Source organism: Parendozoicomonas sp. 2304DJ65-17 (assembly GCF_058148445.1).
Genome location: NZ_JBYVJV010000002.1, coordinates 481,995 through 498,457 on the forward strand (window position 1 = coordinate 481,995; position 16,463 = coordinate 498,457).

The following is a 16,463-nucleotide window of genomic DNA, read 5'->3' on the forward strand; positions in this document are numbered from 1 at the left end:
CTATTTATCCTGCCAGCTGCAGTCGAAACCAATTAACGATGTTCCAGAACAACGTATGGTTCCACTCTGGTTGGCAGTGATTTCTGTACTGCGCCCTGCAACGGCTCCCAGCTTAAGTTTGGCTCCCGGAGCTAACTGAAGATTCGTGTAATCCCCTTTATTCATTGAGGCATCCACTTTACCGCCACAGGTCTGGGGATTGTCTTCGGTCTCATAAGTCAGGATATAGGCTCCGTCGTGTTTCAGGATAACGTCATAACAAAAGACGGTATCTGTATCGAGAAAGATCGGGTTATCAACTCGCGTGTAGGTGTACTGGTTTTGCTGATTATTCACCGTCAGCTTACCGGAGTAGTAATCCCGGCTGACTCTGTCCAAAACACCAGAAATAGAAAACTCTCTGTTGCTGCCAGACACTTTCAGGGTTTCACCTTCTTCTCTGATTGAAGCGGTATTAATCAGAGACGGCATATCGTTGTACGGGTAGTAATACACATAAACACTGTCGCCAATAGGCAGAGCATAACCAGGGTTATTAGCCATATTGCGGAAAGTAAAGGCCTGCTCAAAGGATGCGATCACCGTTTGGTCGACCGGAGACAGAGTTGTCATGATTTTAGCTTCTGTCTCCAAACAGCCTTTGGGGTTGTCATAACAGCGAATCACACCATGATTTGGACTGCTTAGTAATCGGATATTAGCTTTCAAAGCATCATGGGCATCATCCAGTTGCCCCCGGGAAGTTAAAGTAAGAAAGGGGCTAACCTGGGAAAACAATAATTGCCGAATAAACTCCTCCTGTTCCTTGGCTTCGGCAAACATTTCACCCAAACGACGCCGAGCCGCTATAACCTCTGTGGAAACAACGCTGGCTCCTACTTCCAGTCCAAGCTGGTCATAGGGTTTGAAATCCCGTTTCACTACGTAGGCGTGACCACTGATTGCTCCGTCTTTAAACAACAGCTGATTGCTGAAATCCTGGCTGGCGTAATCAATAATTCCTGAAAGAATATTGTTGCATGCCTCAGTGTTATCCAGGCTGCAGGAGGTGATGTGATAGCCATCTTCTCCTTTGCTGAATACATTGGATAACCGCCGTGGTTCCCCTCCTCGCTGGTAGGCAACAACTTCAATACTGCCGTTGATATGTTTGTCTTTGGCTTCTGCCTCTACAGAACTGAGGATGCTGAAAATGCTGGCGACTTTTAAGTTGGCGCTGGCATCAAAAGCTGTGCGATCAAAAATGCTGCTGAAGTTAATTTTAATAGCGACAAACAAACCAGCTCCGTAGCGTAGCTCTCTGGTAAAACTGTCACCACAGGTATGGCGGAAAGCATCTGGCCCTTCGGTATAGGCCTGAGTGCCTACGGTGTTCAGGGCATCAACACTGTAACCGGAGGGGGTGTAAACCAATGTTGGCAAGAGCACCTGCTGAACAAAGTAATAAGACTCTGACAGGCGGGACTCTCTCACAGCACGGGCAAAACCAACCGCTGCACTGCCGGTGAAAATATCGTAACTGGCACTGGCTGAGAGGTTGATATTCAGAGCCCGCTCTACATCGTCATAACTTCTCTGACTGCCAAAGTTGATGGTGGTGGCCGCTGCTCCTTCAAAGTGTTGTTCACCAGTATTCAGACAGGAAAATCCGGTTGTTTGTAATCGGTCACTGGCAAAACCTTCACCAAGAAATGTTGATGTTGGCAGGCTGCCGGATTCAGCTGTTTCATGCACTGTCGCGGAGGCCAGAAGAAGGGAGCTAAATAACGAAGCGAAAACTGCGCAGAGGCTATGCCCGAAGCTATGCCCAAAAGAACGCCTGGAACTATGTCTGAACATGACGGCGTGACTCAGCAGGTTGAAAGCCAGTGGGGCAGTATAGGTGCCTACTAGAGCCTGTAGAGGTTTTATTGTAACCGGATGTTTATGTGCTCAGTCTGGCTATTCTTGGTACATCAGATTCAAATTGTGAAGGACAGGTATGGCAATCAGGCCCATGGTGTACGAACCAGATCCCGTACTGCGCAACCGTGCTCAGGAAGTTGAGGATTTTGGGGGTGAGTTTCAGGTGCTGGTGGATGATATGTTTGAAACCATGTACGCCAACAAAGGGTGTGGCCTGGCAGCGCCGCAGATTGGTATTTCCCTAAGAGTATCTGTTATCGATCTTTCGGAACAGCCCCAGAACCCTTTTGTGATTGTTAACCCGCAAATTGTTGAACGCAGAGGTGAACATAAAATGGATGCAGGTTGCCTGTCTGTACCCGGAGCTTATGCAGCTGTTTCCCGTTCACAGTGGGTCAAAGTGCAGGCTTTGGATCGTCACGGTAAACCTTTTGAGGTGGAAGGCGGTGGCTTGCTGGCCGAATGTCTGCAACATGAAATCGATCACCTGGATGGCCTGCTGTTTATTGATCACCTACAACCATTAAAGAGAAAAATGGTGCAGGGCAAATCCCGAAAATTCCGAAAGAAAAATAAACTTTGAAGGTCTACCCCTGCAGGTGTTTTTGCAGAAATGCCTGAGCCCTGCAGCCAGTTTTTAACCAGGATTCGTGGAGCAGGAACTGGTGTCCTTCATCCGGGAGAGCCAGTGTTTCCACTTCAACAGACTGGCAGTTCAGGGCATGTGCCAGATGCTGGCTCTCTGCGAAGCTAACGGTTCTGTCGTCATCCCCATGGACCAGAAGTACCGGACTCATCCAATGTTCCAGCCAGCCCCAGGGAGATGACTCTTCTGCAATCTTGGCTCTGGCTATCGATTCGGTAGCCGTTTCACCCTGATCACTGTTGAACAGTTGGGAACCCCAATGGGCTTTGCGAAGCTCCCGTGGGAAGTTGTGGCAACCGTTAATAACAACACCAGCCCTGAACAAGCCACTGTTACGAGCCAGCGCCATAGCACTGAGATAACCGCCCCAAGACTCTCCCAGAACACCGATACGGGTACGATCTACTTTTGGATGGCGGGTTAGCCAGTGGCCGGCAGCCTGAATATCCTGATAATCACTGGCTCCATCCCAGCCCCGTTCCGGAGCCTGCCGGAATAGTTTTCCATAGCCGCTGGTACCACGGTAATTAATATCCAGAACAATAAAGCCGCAGTGAGCGAGCAGCTGGCAAAACGCATACTGGTAGCTCATCCCCAGTTGTGGGTGAAAACCTGGAAGACTTTGTACCCAGGGGCCGCCGTGAATATTCAGAACAGCCGGGAATGGACCTTCTCCTTTGGGGACGAAGAGCTGGCCATAAAAAATATTATGATCTCTGGAGCGAATAATCTCGCTTTGGGAGGGGGTAAAATCTTTCGAAATGGTGGCCGGATAATCGTCGGCAGGTGATAACGCGCTACATTCATCGGTTTCCATATCCAGCACCCCAATATGGCAGGCGTGCTGCTGATTACCGGTTAAGTAGACGATATAGCGTCCGTCATAGCTGGGGGTCGGCTGCCAATACTGCATATTGTCCTGCAGCTGAAGCTTCTTATGTTCACCTGTCTGGATATTGAGAACATCGAGGGAATAGTTGTGGCGACGTTTCCGGTTATGGCTCAAGGTCAGTAATTCGCCATTCATGCTGGTGGCGTAATCCTGCACCAGCCAGGAACCTTCGGTTACGGGAGAACAGTGACTGTCAGACAGATTGAACTGGTAGATATGATCCCAGCCGGTGCTGTCGTGGGAGAACATTAAGCGTTGTGTGCCAAGCCAGGACAGAGGTCTCTGGCCATATTGCAGGGACATTCCTGCATGCTCTTCAAGACTGCTTCTCCAGACAGGCTTTACATGCCTGGTTTCAACATTCATCAGCATGACAGAAAAGCTTTCAGCCTGTTCGGAGAACAGGCGTTCTGCCACATCCATTTCCGGCCCGAGGAAACGCAGGAAGGCCAGGTGTCTGGAGTCCGGAGACCAGGACGGATTAAGGTCTCGATCAAACCCTGGAGACACCCATTGAATCTTACTTTCACCAACCGTGTAAATTCCCAGAAGAGTGTGTTCTTCTCTTTGGCAGACAAAAGCCAGGTGTCTGCTGTTGGGAGACCAACTCAGATGAAGGATTTGACCACGTACAGAGAACAGCTCAGAAGCGACTCGTCTCTTGGAATTGTTCTCCTGAATCGGCTGGGTAAAAACTGTGCCTTCACGAGCCCAGGTTATAGCAGAGTCGTCGGGAACAATTGTTGCCCTTACAACAGTGGCGAGATCAACAGGATCATTGCCTGTTTCCAGATCAAGCAGCTGAAGCTGGCCGATGGGAGGAACAGTTTTCTGTCTTGGATTAGGGCAGGGCATTCCATCATCTGAAAATGCACCACGGGTCAAAAGCAGGTAACGACCGGAAGGAGACAGGTCAACCAGACGAACAGGTTGTCCATCATCTCCGTCACTGCACAATACCCTGCGGCGGTCGCCATCAGGGAGGTCTTGTACGAACAGCTCATGTTGACCTTTGTGGTAGTCAATCCAGGCAATCCGGTTGCGTAATGGTGCCACACGATATTCCAGAGTGTGGCGGAAAGAAAAGTACGCCTTGAGTTCCGGCATGCCTGTACCCGCCTGTCACATTAATAATAATTATCCGGATATGCCCTGTTAGGAATCTCAGGGTTGCAACCGGTGTTTTCAGTGTCGGATGTTGGAGCAGGGTGGTGTGAATAAAGTTTCCCCAGTGTCAGAAAAGCAGGCAGGGTCGTTGGTAGTGTTTGTTCTGATAACGTTTGTAACGTGGAAGCAAGAAGCGCTTTTAGGTCGGTATTTTCAGTACTTTGCGGGTGTTATTAAGTAACTGTGAGGCTAGTGCAGCTTCAGGAGTTTGTCTCAGTTCAGACATGAGATTCAAAACTGACACCGCTGTTAAAGGAGTATTACGTTGCCCTGAAACGAAACCAACCGGTGGAATATCCGGGGCATCAGTCTCCAAAACAAAAGCTTCAACGGGTAATTCTGTCACTTGCCTGCGCAAGCGTTTGGCGCGTTCATAAGTGAGGCTGCCACCAATGCCCAGTTTAAATCCGAGGTTAAGAAAAGCCTGAGCCTGCTGGTCACTTCCGGACCACGCATGAACAATCCCGCCTTCACTGAACTTCAGTTTTCTCAAAAGACTTGCGGTTTGGTCGTGAGCTTTACGCACATGCAGAATCAGCGGTAAACCATGGTGTGCGGCGATAAGAATCTGGGCTGCGAGAAGTTCTTCCTGCCGTTCTATATCAGGATTTTCAATCATCAGATCAAGGCCTGTTTCGCCAACGGCAACAATATTTTCAGGCTTTTGTGAAAGTATCTGATCAAGTTCTTCGAGGTATTCATCTTTATGGGATCGAAGAAAGTAAGGGTGCAGGCCCAGAGCTCCCCAGATATGAACACCACTGTTATGCCTGCCAAGCATTGATTGCAATCTTGGCCAGTAACACTGCTCTGTAGCTGGTAGGCAGATATGCTCTATTCCTGCTTGATGGCACTGTTCAAGCAGCTGGTCTCTGTCTGAATCGAAAACAGGAAAGTCGAGATGGCAGTGGCTGTCGAATAACATAAGTGAGCCTGTTTATTTTCTCCCAACACTAGGTATAGTTTTTCTAACAGCTCCGGAACGGGCTGCCTACAATAAATACCGGTATTGAGCCGGGCTAACAGGGGTGTGTCAATGATCAGGAAGTGGTTGTCAGGAGTCTATCTGCCAGTAATGGCATTTGCCTATGTTATTTTTCTTGCCGCTGGCGCCAATGCGGCACCTGTGGAAAATATTCAGATAACGGAGCCAAGGGTTCGGGCAATGCCTCCCGGAAGCCCTAATACAGCGGCTTACCTGACAATCAAGAATCTTGGGAAAACAGATATCGCTTTGGTGAAGGCAGAATCACCAGTGGCCGAAAACGTGATGCTCCACGATAACGTGAAGAAGAACGGCAAGATGAGCATGGTGCATCAGGATTCTGTTACTATTCCTGCGGGTAAGAGAGTGAAGTTCAAACCCGGTGGCTTGCATATCATGATTATGGGGCTGAATAAGAATCTGACTATTGGTGAAATGGTGCCTCTGGAGCTGCATTTCAGCAATGGCAAGGTGTTAAACGTGAAAGCTCCGGTGAAGAAACAGGTTTCTGAGAAAGGCAACTTATCCGGCTAAACGCAATTAACAGCGCTGTTATTGCTAATAACAGCGCTGATTCCTTTTACAAATCTATCTTTTCTTTATTCCTGTGTGTACTTAACTTCTTCGTTGTAAACGACCATTGTCTTTCCTTGTGTATGCCATTCATGCTGTAAGTGAGTTTGAATGTGTAGGTTGTACCCCAGTTCAGCGAGTTATAGGGAATCCAGGCAAACTGCAACTCATTCAATACGTTATTCGGGTCGTTGTATTTGTTGAAAGGCTTAACCTGAATATCACCCTCTACAGCCGATGACAGCTCATAAGAAACGACCTCAATTCGATCACCCATATGCTTTACAGGGTTGAAATGAAGTGTAATCGGCTGACCTGCAGCGATAATTTCTGAGTGCTCTTTGAATGGATTCGGGAATTCTTGTTTAGGGCTGAATGTTGGATGGATGTCTGTTTGCCCATCAAAGGGGTAAACAACGCTGTCTGCAATGCCCTCTTCACTGGCTGGTGTATGTTCCGCATTTACAATCAGAATGAGAGGGACGTTTTGAATTGTCTCGTCACTGCATGATGGTGTCATTGTTACGTAATCAGGGAATCTCAAAGGCTGGTTATGGTAATGAGAATCCAGGTCGTCAGGTTTTTTACAAAGATTTCTGTAGTGCGAGTTACTGAATACGATAGTTGTATATTTTGTTCCTGAATCTGTATCAGGTTCTGTATGAAAACCGGCTTCATCATAAAGGAAAGACAGCATGGTATAGCGGTGATAAACATTTTTCAGTTTATCGAGAAAGAAATTTGAGAATGTGAAGTTTCCAAAAAAGACATTTTCGTCGCAATACGTAGTAGGGCTGCCAGTGGCTTTTAGACGGTCTTCGCAGCTGCCGCCTGTATACCCCGGTTTAGAACTGTTCTCGCAATGGAAACAGGTGAAGTATTTGTTTTGGGCAAGATATTTTGAATGTGCTTCAGCCGCACGTTGTACATATGGATTTGGTTTCAGGAAAGGTAAGCCAAGCTTTGTTCTGAAAGTATTCAGTTCTTCGGCAATTTGCTCATTTGTTACTTTGGCCGGTTGAGCAGAAGTCTGGGGGCAGATCATTGCCAGACTGATAGTGATCATCAGGGCAAAAGAGAGAGTTAATTTCTGGTGATACATTTTTGCTTTGCCTGAATTATTTTTGGTGATGCTTGGATGTTGTGTGGGAGTTAAAGTTCCTATAGCAAAAGTCACTTAAATTGCTTTTGAAAAGATGGATTATGTAAAAATGTTGTCAGTTTTTTCTTCTTTTTGATTTGCGTTAGAAAAAGTTACAACCTGTTTCTTTAGCCTGTTCCATTTGCTTATGAATATTGAATACGTAACAGAACAGGATCTGCCAGCACTGCATATTTACCTCAGCAGGCATATGCAGGAAAACGGTCAAAATGGTATTTATTTTCAACCATCTCCTGTCGGGAATATCGCTCCCGCTGAATCTTCAGTCGAAAAAGTAAAGGCCAGCTTGTGCAAAAGGTTTGATGAAAACGGTTGGATTCAAATGTGGCTGGCAAAGAATGAAAGGAACGAAATCCTTGGCCATGTGGATGTTCGCCATTATCCCATAAGCTGCTCACGCCATAGGGTGCAATTAGGGCTGGGAGTAGATTCCGGTGCCAGAAAGCAGGGAGTTGCAAGACAGCTGATGAAACAGGTTATGGCTTTCTGTCATGAGCACCCAGAAATCGAGTGGCTGGATCTTCGGGTTTTGTCTGGCAATACACCTGCCATTAACCTTTATAAATCTCTGGGTTTTGCGGTAGTTGGCTCTGTTGAGGATATGTTCCGATTAGATGGGCAATCTCAGGGAGATATATTTATGACCTGTAAAACAACTTGTCAGTAAATACAGTGCCACTTCTTTTGTTAGCGTTATTGGCAGGCTAGTTACACCAGAGGTTAAGAAAGTAGTCAAAAATATCCAGATGTGTAATGGATATGGAAAACTCTATGTTTGGCTTAGCTCTCTACCAATCTAGTAAGAAATATTATGAAGAGAACTATCATGCTCGTGATATCGAACTTTGTGAGGGCTCTTCATCCGATAATGAAGGTGAGGTAAGACCTTATAAAGTCTTCACAAATATTCCCAAGGAAAGGGTTAGTGAATGCCAGGTGTGCCTAGGTGTTATCAAGGATCCCGTTACAAATTGTGAGGACGATCCTAAGCACATTCTATGTCGGGCTTGTTATGAAAATGATGGCTTTGATAAGAATACCTGCTTTATTTGTCGCACTGAAAACGTCCTGGAATCTGCAACAGATGATATCGATCCAGAACTCAAAAAATTATTCAGATGTGAAGAGCTACTGTGCCCTGGTGGTTGCAATAAAAGGTTTACTCTAAAAAGGTTAAAAGAGCACTTTCCTTCATGCGCTCCATTTACTTGTGGAATCTGTAATTTATCTTTTAACGAGAAACAGTTAGAAGAGCATCTGAAGGAATGCAAACTTCCTGATGTCGATTGTGTGCATTGCAACGAAAAAGTTAAGGAAACAGAGCTACCAGACCACCTGAAAGAATGCAGGAAATTCCCGGTGCTAACAGAGTTTGCTGGAGGTGAGGTTTCAAGAGTCCTTAGAGAAAATGTTGCTGCGGTTCAGCTCGTTACAGATCTTCATAATAGAAAAAGACCCAGTTTGGGAGAAGTAAACCATAAAAGAAAAAAACAAAAGCTAACTTCTTCTGATTATGAGCTTCTTGAAAAAGGGTTAGAGCTGACAGTTGGTCATTATAAAAAGTTAGCTTACCAAACTCAGGAGCCCCGGTTGAAAGTGGAAGAGTCGGTCAAGCAAGCATTACCTCATGTTAGGCTGGATTACTGGATGTCCAAAATTTTCAATAATCAGGGTGAGCTTATGGCAGATTCTGTGAAGGTATTGGCTCATGAATTCCAAGGTGAAGTTAAGTTTAATTCTCCGAAGGTGTTACACCATAAAAAGATTGCAGTATTTGCTCCTGATTTTAGAAGTGATGCCCAATATCCTTACACTGCGAAACATCTTGATATGGCCTTGGCTATAAAAGCAGGGAGCGTGTCTTGGGTACCCAATGAGTTTGAGCTTGGAGTTGCAGGCTTAAATGGCCTGACTGATGAAGAAAAATCTGAAATAAATATAGAAATTAAGTTGGTGTGGGAAGATTCAAGTGGGAATGATCATGATTATTCAACTGTTGTATGTCTTCATGATATTAAATGTAAATTGCAATCAGCAGATGATTTTCAAGATGAATTGCCTGAGGCCCAATTTGGCTGGGTTAAAGTTCGTCATCTATGCAAGTGCTATAACAGTGGATTTGAGGATGCTATGAAAACTCACTACAGTACGGCCAAAATTATTATTACACAGATTCTAAAAGAAGCAGGTGATGAGAGGCTTGCCTGAAAAACCAGGCAAGCCTGATTGGATTAGTGTTCGCGGGTATTGCGGAACCTTACATCCGGCCAGCGTTCTTCTGCCAGAGACAGATTTACGCGGGTTGGAGCCAGATAGGTCAGATGACCACCGCCATCAATTGCAAGGTTTTCATTGTTCTTGCGCTTGAAGTCGTCCAGCATTTTCGGATCATCACACTCCACCCAGCGGGCGGTGTTCACGTTGACACCTTCATAAATAGCATCAACCTTATACTCATCCTTCAAACGCTGCAGAACCACATCAAACTGCAGTACACCCACCGCGCCAAGAATCAGGTCGTTGTTCTTCTGAGGCATAAACAGCTGAGTAGCGCCTTCTTCAGATAACTGCTTCAGACCTTTCTGTAGCTGCTTCAGCTTCAGAGGGTCTTTCAGGCGTACACGCTTGAACAGTTCTGGTGCGAAGTGGGGAATACCAGTGAACTTCAGGCTTTCACCCTGAGTGAAGGTATCGCCAATCTGGATAGTACCGTGGTTGTGCAAACCAATAATATCTCCAGAAACAGCCTCTTCTACCTGTGAACGATCACCGGCGAGGAAGGTTACCGCGTCGGCAACTTTCACATCTTTGCCAAGGCGCACATGTTTCATCTTCATATTACGGGTGTATTTGCCGGAGCATACCCGCATAAAGGCCACACGGTCCCGGTGTTTCGGATCCATATTTGCCTGAATCTTGAAGATAAAGCCGGAGAATTTCTCTTCAGTTGGTGGCACTTCCCGAGCGTCAGTCACACGAGGCAGAGGTTTGGGTGCCCACTCGGTGAAGTAGTAGAGCATTTCCCGAACACCGAAGTTAGCCAGTGCGGTACCGAAGAATACCGGAGTCTGCTGACCGGCCATAAATTCTTCCATATCGAACTCGTGGCTGGCTCCGCGCACCAGTTCGATTTCATCCACAAACTCTTCGTGGATATCGCCGAGAAGTTCTTTGGCTTCATCGGATTCCAGACCTTTGATTTGCACATCATCAGGAATGGTGTGGCCCATGCCTGGCTGGAATACGTGAATAGTGTCGGTGTAAAGGTTGTAGATACCTTTGAAGTTCTTACCCATGCTGATAGGCCAGGTAATGGGAGCGCAGTCGATTTTCAGGATGGATTCGATTTCATCCATTACTTCGATCTGGTCACGCACTTCACGATCCATCTTGTTTACAAAGGTAAAGATGGGCGTTTCCCGCATACGGCAGACATTCATCAGCTTGATGGTCCGGTCTTCGACACCTTTGGCGCCGTCGATCACCATCAGGCAGCTGTCTACTGCGGTCAGGGTACGGTAAGTATCCTCAGAGAAATCTTCGTGTCCCGGAGTATCCAGCAGGTTGACCATTCTGTCGTTGTAAGGGAACTGCATCACGGAGGTGGTGATGGAGATACCACGATCCTGTTCCATGGTCATCCAGTCAGAGGTGGCCATCCGCCCGGACTTTTTACCCTTAACTGTTCCCGCCATCTGGATAGCGTTTCCGAACAGCAGCAGCTTCTCGGTAATGGTGGTTTTACCGGCATCAGGGTGGGAAATAATGGCGAAAGTGCGGCGTTTGTTCACTTCCTGAATAAAGTCTGACATGGCTCCTCGCGGGATGGGCAGCTTGTTTTCAAGCTGGATATAAAAAATAGTTGCCGGATTATACTCTGCTGATCAGGAAGGGGAATGGTGTTGTGTGTCTATTCAGAAACGGGTTAACCCCGTGAACGTATGGTTTGTGTGGGTGGTGGGCGAGAAGAGAATCTTTCGAAGAATGCTTTCTTGGCATTAAACGGTTCTTTAACGACTTCTTTCATCCCTTCCCACAGGGGATTGGATTCCACTTTTATTCCGGCGTCCCGCATGGTTCGGAACAGCCTGACCAGCTCATCATAGGTTTTCACCAGAAGTGGAGACTCGGTATACATGCCCATATTCGAGAGCATATCTTCCGGGATAAATATTGTAGCTGGAAGGTTAGCTCCCATATCAGTCACCGGGTTTTTTGTATCATCTCCGTGGTGAACCATATTCTTTCCTGGCCCTCGGTCAAACTCTGCATTCAGGGCATTTATCAGCATCTCATCCCTTTTTGAGATGATCCCCAGTACTGGATCAAAGCCCCTTAGCCTATCAGAACCACCCAGTTCAACCTTGTCGTAAGGAATGAAAGAAAAGAGCATATCAAAGTCGGCGGTCTTCGGAATAATCATCAATTTTTCACGGTTATCGCCAGAACCGGAAAAGATGTCCCATTTGCCTTCAGCATTTAAGTGAGCTTCGAATGTTTGGTCTTCCATGCTTTTTGGATGAGACTGAAAGCTAACAGCTTTGGTATATCCGTCGGCGGGGGTAATATCTTGAAAACTGTGCAGAATGCCCATATCCGTTAGTTCGTCCATACGGCGCTGAGACAGGGCCAGATGCTCAACGGTAGCATGTCCTTCCTTCACAGAAATTTCATTCTTGGCATTATATTTTTCTATAGCTGCCGCTCTCTCTGTCGGATCTTTAATGCTGGCGAGTTTGCTGAACTTTTGATCAAAAGGAATAAAACCAGCCATAGGCCCCCAGTTGGAACTCTTGCCTTTAATATTCATCCCCTTGGATTCGGCGCCTTCTTCGATTGGCGTCCTACAGATCAGTTCAACCGGGCGGTAAGCAACGATTGAACCGGTTTTATTGGCTACATTTTGGGTTTTTTCAAGATTCTCCCTGGGAATACCCTGGTTCTCATATCCGGCAACCTTATCCATACCCATAACCACATGATCAGAAAGGCGAACTCCCTTTGGGTTAGCACTGAGCAGGGCAGCAGCATTCTTGAGGGTTTTGGCTATATCCCCAAAGCTGCGCTTACGCCTTGAAGGCGGAGGTGACTCCAGAGAACTTCCTCGCAGTTTGGGTAGTTTGCCATCTGAGGTCAGAAATGGGTTCTCACCCCTTCGCAGGCTGCTGTGGTCTACGTCGGAGTCCTCAATCTTTATTTGTAACGGTGGCAGTTGTGGAGAGAGGTGAATAGGTTGCTGATATTGAGTTGGTGTAGAAAAGGGAATGCTCGACTTTCCAACCTGTACTTCTGGAGCCAGGACCGCCTCTATCTTTCTTTGCGCGAGAAGAGCTATTGGCATTTCTGTCAGCAATAACTCCCGTGAAGACTGCAATGAAAGTGATTCTGAGGGAGGAAGCTCCTGAACGGTTCTGCCAAATTCTTGACCTATTGGGGACTTTTCTTCAGGCGGAGAGCTGTGAAAGGGAGCTTGTATGCCCCCTGCGCCCCCAATATGTACTCCGCCTTCACCACTCATTCCCAATTCCTGAGCTTATCGCTGCTGCGTAAATATAAAGTGTAGGGGAGTCGGGGCGTGCAGAACTGCTGGATTCACCAATGAAAAACACTATGAGGTGCCCTTCAATTGAAAGCTCTTCGGGAGTTGTATGGACTTCTGCAAAGTAAAGAAGTGCCAGCATGATTCAGTCCAGAAAGAACCTCTCCCTGTTTGGCAACAGCCGTAAGATTAAACACAAAATCGATGATTTTTTTGACCATGTCAGCGATGCCTCAGATCTGTTTACAAAGCTGCTGAATGTCTACCTCCGGGCTGGTAAGCCAACGGATGAATTTCAGAATTACCTTGAGCAGTTGTGCCTGTTAGAAACCCAGGCGGATGATTTACGTCGGAGTATTAAATCTTACCTCTATGAAAAAACACTGATCCCTGATTTTCGTAGTGATGTGCTGACCATGCTGGAAGGTATTGATGACCTGATCAGTGTGCAGCAATCGCTGGCGTTTGCGATGGATACGGAAACACCAGAGTTTCTGGAGAACCTCCATGAAGGGCTGGGAGATTTGCAGAATATTGTGACCAAATGCATTGAGCATTTGCTGTTGGCGGCACGGGCTTTCTTCCGGGATATTCTCTCTGTAAGGGATCACTGTCATAAAGTGATTTTTTATGAAAGTGAGGCGGACATTGAATCAACCCGGTTAAAGCGGCTGGCGTTTCAATCGGATTTGGAACTGGCCAAGAAAGTTCATATTCGTTACTTCATTGATCGCATTGATGGCGTGGCAAACCTTGCTGAAGATATTGCGGACTCTCTGACGATTTATGCGATCAAGAGAGCCATGTAATGACATTCCTGTTCTTCTTATCTTCAGGGTTGTTTCTGGGCTGGTCTCTGGGAGCGAACGACGCAGCCAATGTATTTGGTTCGGCTGTTGGCAGCCGTATGATTCGGTTTCCGGTTGCGGCTGCTATCTGTGCAGTTTTCATTCTTTTAGGTGCTGTTATCAGTGGTGCCGGTGCCGCGCACACTCTTGGACGATTAGGAGCGATTAATGCCATTGGTGGCGCTTTTGCTACGGCCTTGTCGGCGGCAGTTACTGTTTATGTTATGAGTCACTTTCGTCTTCCTGTTTCAACCAGCCAGGCTATTGTAGGTGCCATTATTGGCTGGAATACTTTTGCCGGAGCGCGAACTGGCTTTGGAGAGCTCCAGAAAATTGTTCTGACCTGGGTACTCTGTCCAATTCTGTCTGCAATTACTGCAGTTGTGCTGTACAAATTGCTGGACTGGATTCTCCAGAAAACCAATCCTCATCTTTTAACATTGGATGCCTCCGTAAGACTGGCATTGATTGCTGCCGGAGCGTTTGGTTCTTACAGTTTGGGTGCAAACAATATCGGTAATGTGATGGGTGTGTTTATTCACTCCGCTCCCTTTACCGATTCGGTTGTTGGCCCTTTCACTTTTTCCGCTATACAAAAATTGTTTTTGCTCGGCGGGCTGGCGATTGCTCTGGGAGTGTTTACTTATTCCAAAAGAGTCATGCTCACTGTTGGCAGCGGTTTAATGCCGCTGACTCCCGTTGCTGCCTTTGTTGTGGTTATGGCGCATTCCGTTGTGTTGTTTTTATTTGCTTCAGAAGGACTGGAGTTGTTTCTGGCAACGAATGGTTTGCCAACCATCCCTCTCGTACCTCTATCCAGTTCACAGGCCGTTGTAGGAGCCATTATTGGTATTGGGTTGATGAAAGGTGGGCAGCAACTGAAGTGGGGAGAACTTGGTCGTATAGCCTGTGGTTGGATCACTACACCGGCTATGGCGATGGGGCTGGCTATGTTGATTTTTGCGCTTTCCCAAAACCTGTTCATGATCAAGGTTTATGACCCCATTACCTACAGAGTTTCAGGTGCCGTGATTGAGAAACTCGATGATATGGGAATACAAGACCGTGGTTTTCCTGCATTGCAGGGTGAAGTTTTCACCAAGGCGAAATTGGCTACCGAATCCCTTCGTGAAAAAACATCCCTCAATGAACCCATGATTGCTGCTGTTATTGATATTGCCAGAACAACTTCCCTCAAAGTAACGACAGACACGCTGGACAGGCATGAAGCGCAGCTATCTGAAACACAGTGGCAGGCCTTGATACAACTTGAAGGAAAAGTTTTCGAGTACTCATGGCAATTAGCCGATTCACTTTGCTGGCTATCAGACAGCTGGGCTTACCGGGAAGAAACGGTTTTGAATAAACTTCATAACCAGACGCTGGATTCCCAGCTGAAATTGTTGTTCAGGGTCTTTTCTAATATTGAGTAATTTAACAGGCACTTCACTTTCAGGCTTTGATGATCCGAAGGTGAAGTGTTTTACGTAGTTCTACCTAGTCCGCCCTAAGTAGTATTTCATCCTGTTTCCGAAAAGCTGCGAATATTGTTAGTTGTTTTCTCCCGCCATCATTTGCTCCATCAGAAAAGTTACACACAACATCTCGAAAGAGAATGGGGAGAAAACAAAAACAATGAAATCCTTACTGAAGAATTCATTTACCAAAAAGCTGCTAACGGCAGCTGTTTGTGTGGCAGCCTTCGCAGGTTCTGCTCAGGCCGCTGAGAAAGTTTATCGTCTAAAAATGGCGGAAACTTGGCCTTCCAACTTTCCAATCTTTGGTGATGCTCCCCGCAACATGGCGGCGATGGCTGAGAAGATGTCCAATGGCCGTCTGAAAATCACCATCGATTCCAAAAACAAGCATAAAGCCCCTCTCGGTATTTTCGATATGGTGCGCTCTGGTCAGTACGATATGGGCCACTCTGCTTCCTATTACTGGAAGGGCAAGGTACCCAATACTTTGTATTTCACCACCATGCCCTTTGGTATGACTGCACCTGAACAGTATGCCTGGTTCTACCAGGGTGGTGGTCAGGAGCTGATGGACAAGGTGTATGGCAAGTACAACCTGATGAGTTTCCCTGGTGGTAACACTGGTAACCAGATGGGTGGCTGGTTCCAGAAAGAAATTAACTCTCTGGAAGACCTGCAGGGCCTGAAGATGCGTATTCCAGGTTTCGCCGGTGAAGTTCTGGCTAAGCTGGGTGCCAAGCCTACCAATATTCCAGCAGGCGAGCTGTACACTGCACTGGAACGTCGCACTATCGATGCATTGGAGTGGGTTGGTCCTTCTCTTGACCTGCGTATGGGCTTCCACAAGATTGCACCTTATTACTACACCGGTTGGCATGAGCCTGGTACCGAACTGCAGTTCCTGGTGAACAAGCGTACCTGGAACAAGCTGCCTGAAGACCTGCAGGAAATCCTGCGTGTCGCCATGCGTACTGCTGCCTATGACATGTACATCCAATCTTACGATGCATCGGCTGTAAACCTTGAGAAGATGTTGACCGAATACCCCAACATCAAGATCAAGACTTTCCCAGAGTCTGTGACCAACGCAATGCGTAAGGCCAACGATGAACTGCTGGCCGAGAAAGCGGCTGAAGATGAGCTGGCGAAAGAGATCCTGGATTCTCAAGCCTCTTACCTGAAGAAAGTACGTCGCTGGACTGATATCTCTGATCAGGCCTACCTGAACAGCCTTTCTGCTGAATAACTCGTCTTTCCTTCACAACAGA

At 46.9% G+C, this 16,463-nt stretch carries 14 protein-coding genes; 7 read left to right on the top strand and 7 right to left on the bottom strand.

What is annotated here, in order from left to right:
- Window positions 1-1,734: a hypothetical protein gene (locus ACY2RR_RS07145; protein ID WP_490107451.1), complete on the bottom strand. Its 1,734-nt coding sequence runs from the start codon at window positions 1,732-1,734 to the stop codon at window positions 1-3.
- 247 nt (window positions 1,735-1,981) lie between these two features.
- Here ACY2RR_RS07145 and def point away from each other — a divergent pair, with 247 nt between their 5' ends.
- Window positions 1,982-2,488, top strand: coding sequence for a peptide deformylase (gene def / locus ACY2RR_RS07150; protein ID WP_490107452.1), 507 nt, complete (start codon window positions 1,982-1,984; stop codon window positions 2,486-2,488).
- Between the two features lie 4 nt (window positions 2,489-2,492).
- Here def and ACY2RR_RS07155 read toward each other — a convergent pair whose 3' ends face one another.
- Entirely contained in the window at window positions 2,493-4,550 is a 2,058-nt protein-coding gene (locus tag ACY2RR_RS07155; protein WP_490107453.1) for a prolyl oligopeptidase family serine peptidase, read from the bottom strand.
- A gap of 199 nt (window positions 4,551-4,749) precedes the next feature.
- The gene (locus ACY2RR_RS07160; RefSeq protein WP_490107454.1) at window positions 4,750-5,535 is read right to left on the bottom strand and encodes a TatD family hydrolase; all 786 of its coding nucleotides are present in this window, start codon (window positions 5,533-5,535) and stop codon (window positions 4,750-4,752) included.
- Between the two features lie 111 nt (window positions 5,536-5,646).
- Here ACY2RR_RS07160 and ACY2RR_RS07165 point away from each other — a divergent pair, with 111 nt between their 5' ends.
- Window positions 5,647-6,129 carry a copper chaperone PCu(A)C gene (locus ACY2RR_RS07165; protein WP_490107455.1) on the top strand — a complete coding sequence of 161 codons (483 nt, stop codon included), beginning with the start codon at window positions 5,647-5,649 and terminating at the stop codon, window positions 6,127-6,129.
- A 46-nt stretch (window positions 6,130-6,175) separates the two neighbouring features.
- On the opposite strand, the gene ACY2RR_RS07170 is transcribed toward ACY2RR_RS07165, so the two are convergent.
- Window positions 6,176-7,270 carry a CAP domain-containing protein gene (locus ACY2RR_RS07170; protein WP_490107456.1) on the bottom strand — a complete coding sequence of 365 codons (1,095 nt, stop codon included), beginning with the start codon at window positions 7,268-7,270 and terminating at the stop codon, window positions 6,176-6,178.
- 187 nt (window positions 7,271-7,457) lie between these two features.
- Between ACY2RR_RS07170 and ACY2RR_RS07175 the strand changes: the two genes are divergently transcribed.
- The gene (locus ACY2RR_RS07175) at window positions 7,458-7,997 is read left to right on the top strand and encodes a GNAT family N-acetyltransferase (protein ID WP_490107457.1); all 540 of its coding nucleotides are present in this window, start codon (window positions 7,458-7,460) and stop codon (window positions 7,995-7,997) included.
- An 86-nt stretch (window positions 7,998-8,083) separates the two neighbouring features.
- Window positions 8,084-9,538, top strand: a complete 1,455-nt coding sequence (locus ACY2RR_RS07180) for an RING finger protein (RefSeq protein ID WP_490107458.1) — start codon at window positions 8,084-8,086, stop codon at window positions 9,536-9,538.
- A gap of 23 nt (window positions 9,539-9,561) precedes the next feature.
- Here the strand turns inward: ACY2RR_RS07180 and ACY2RR_RS07185 are convergent, their stop codons facing one another.
- The 3 genes from ACY2RR_RS07185 to ACY2RR_RS07195 all read right to left on the bottom strand — a co-directional run bounded on the left by ACY2RR_RS07185 (window position 9,562) and on the right by ACY2RR_RS07195 (window position 13,011).
- Complete coding sequence (locus ACY2RR_RS07185; RefSeq protein WP_490107459.1) at window positions 9,562-11,142, bottom strand: peptide chain release factor 3; 1,581 nt, start codon at window positions 11,140-11,142, stop codon at window positions 9,562-9,564.
- 113 nt (window positions 11,143-11,255) lie between these two features.
- Complete coding sequence (locus ACY2RR_RS07190; RefSeq protein ID WP_490107460.1) at window positions 11,256-12,848, bottom strand: anthrax toxin-like adenylyl cyclase domain-containing protein; 1,593 nt, start codon at window positions 12,846-12,848, stop codon at window positions 11,256-11,258.
- Complete coding sequence (locus ACY2RR_RS07195) at window positions 12,838-13,011, bottom strand: hypothetical protein (RefSeq protein ID WP_490107461.1); 174 nt, start codon at window positions 13,009-13,011, stop codon at window positions 12,838-12,840. The genes ACY2RR_RS07190 and ACY2RR_RS07195 overlap by 11 nt, the downstream gene beginning before the upstream one ends.
- Between ACY2RR_RS07195 and ACY2RR_RS07200 the strand changes: the two genes are divergently transcribed.
- The 3 genes from ACY2RR_RS07200 to ACY2RR_RS07210 all read left to right on the top strand — a co-directional run bounded on the left by ACY2RR_RS07200 (window position 13,010) and on the right by ACY2RR_RS07210 (window position 16,441).
- Window positions 13,010-13,678, top strand: a complete 669-nt coding sequence (locus tag ACY2RR_RS07200; RefSeq protein WP_490107462.1) for a DUF47 domain-containing protein — start codon at window positions 13,010-13,012, stop codon at window positions 13,676-13,678. The two genes, ACY2RR_RS07195 and ACY2RR_RS07200, sit on opposite strands and share 2 nt — an antisense overlap.
- Complete coding sequence (locus ACY2RR_RS07205) at window positions 13,678-15,150, top strand: inorganic phosphate transporter (RefSeq protein WP_490107463.1); 1,473 nt, start codon at window positions 13,678-13,680, stop codon at window positions 15,148-15,150. The genes ACY2RR_RS07200 and ACY2RR_RS07205 overlap by 1 nt, the downstream gene beginning before the upstream one ends.
- A gap of 202 nt (window positions 15,151-15,352) precedes the next feature.
- Window positions 15,353-16,441 carry a TRAP transporter substrate-binding protein gene (locus ACY2RR_RS07210; protein WP_490107464.1) on the top strand — a complete coding sequence of 363 codons (1,089 nt, stop codon included), beginning with the start codon at window positions 15,353-15,355 and terminating at the stop codon, window positions 16,439-16,441.
- The last annotated feature ends 22 nt before the right edge of the window (window positions 16,442-16,463 follow it).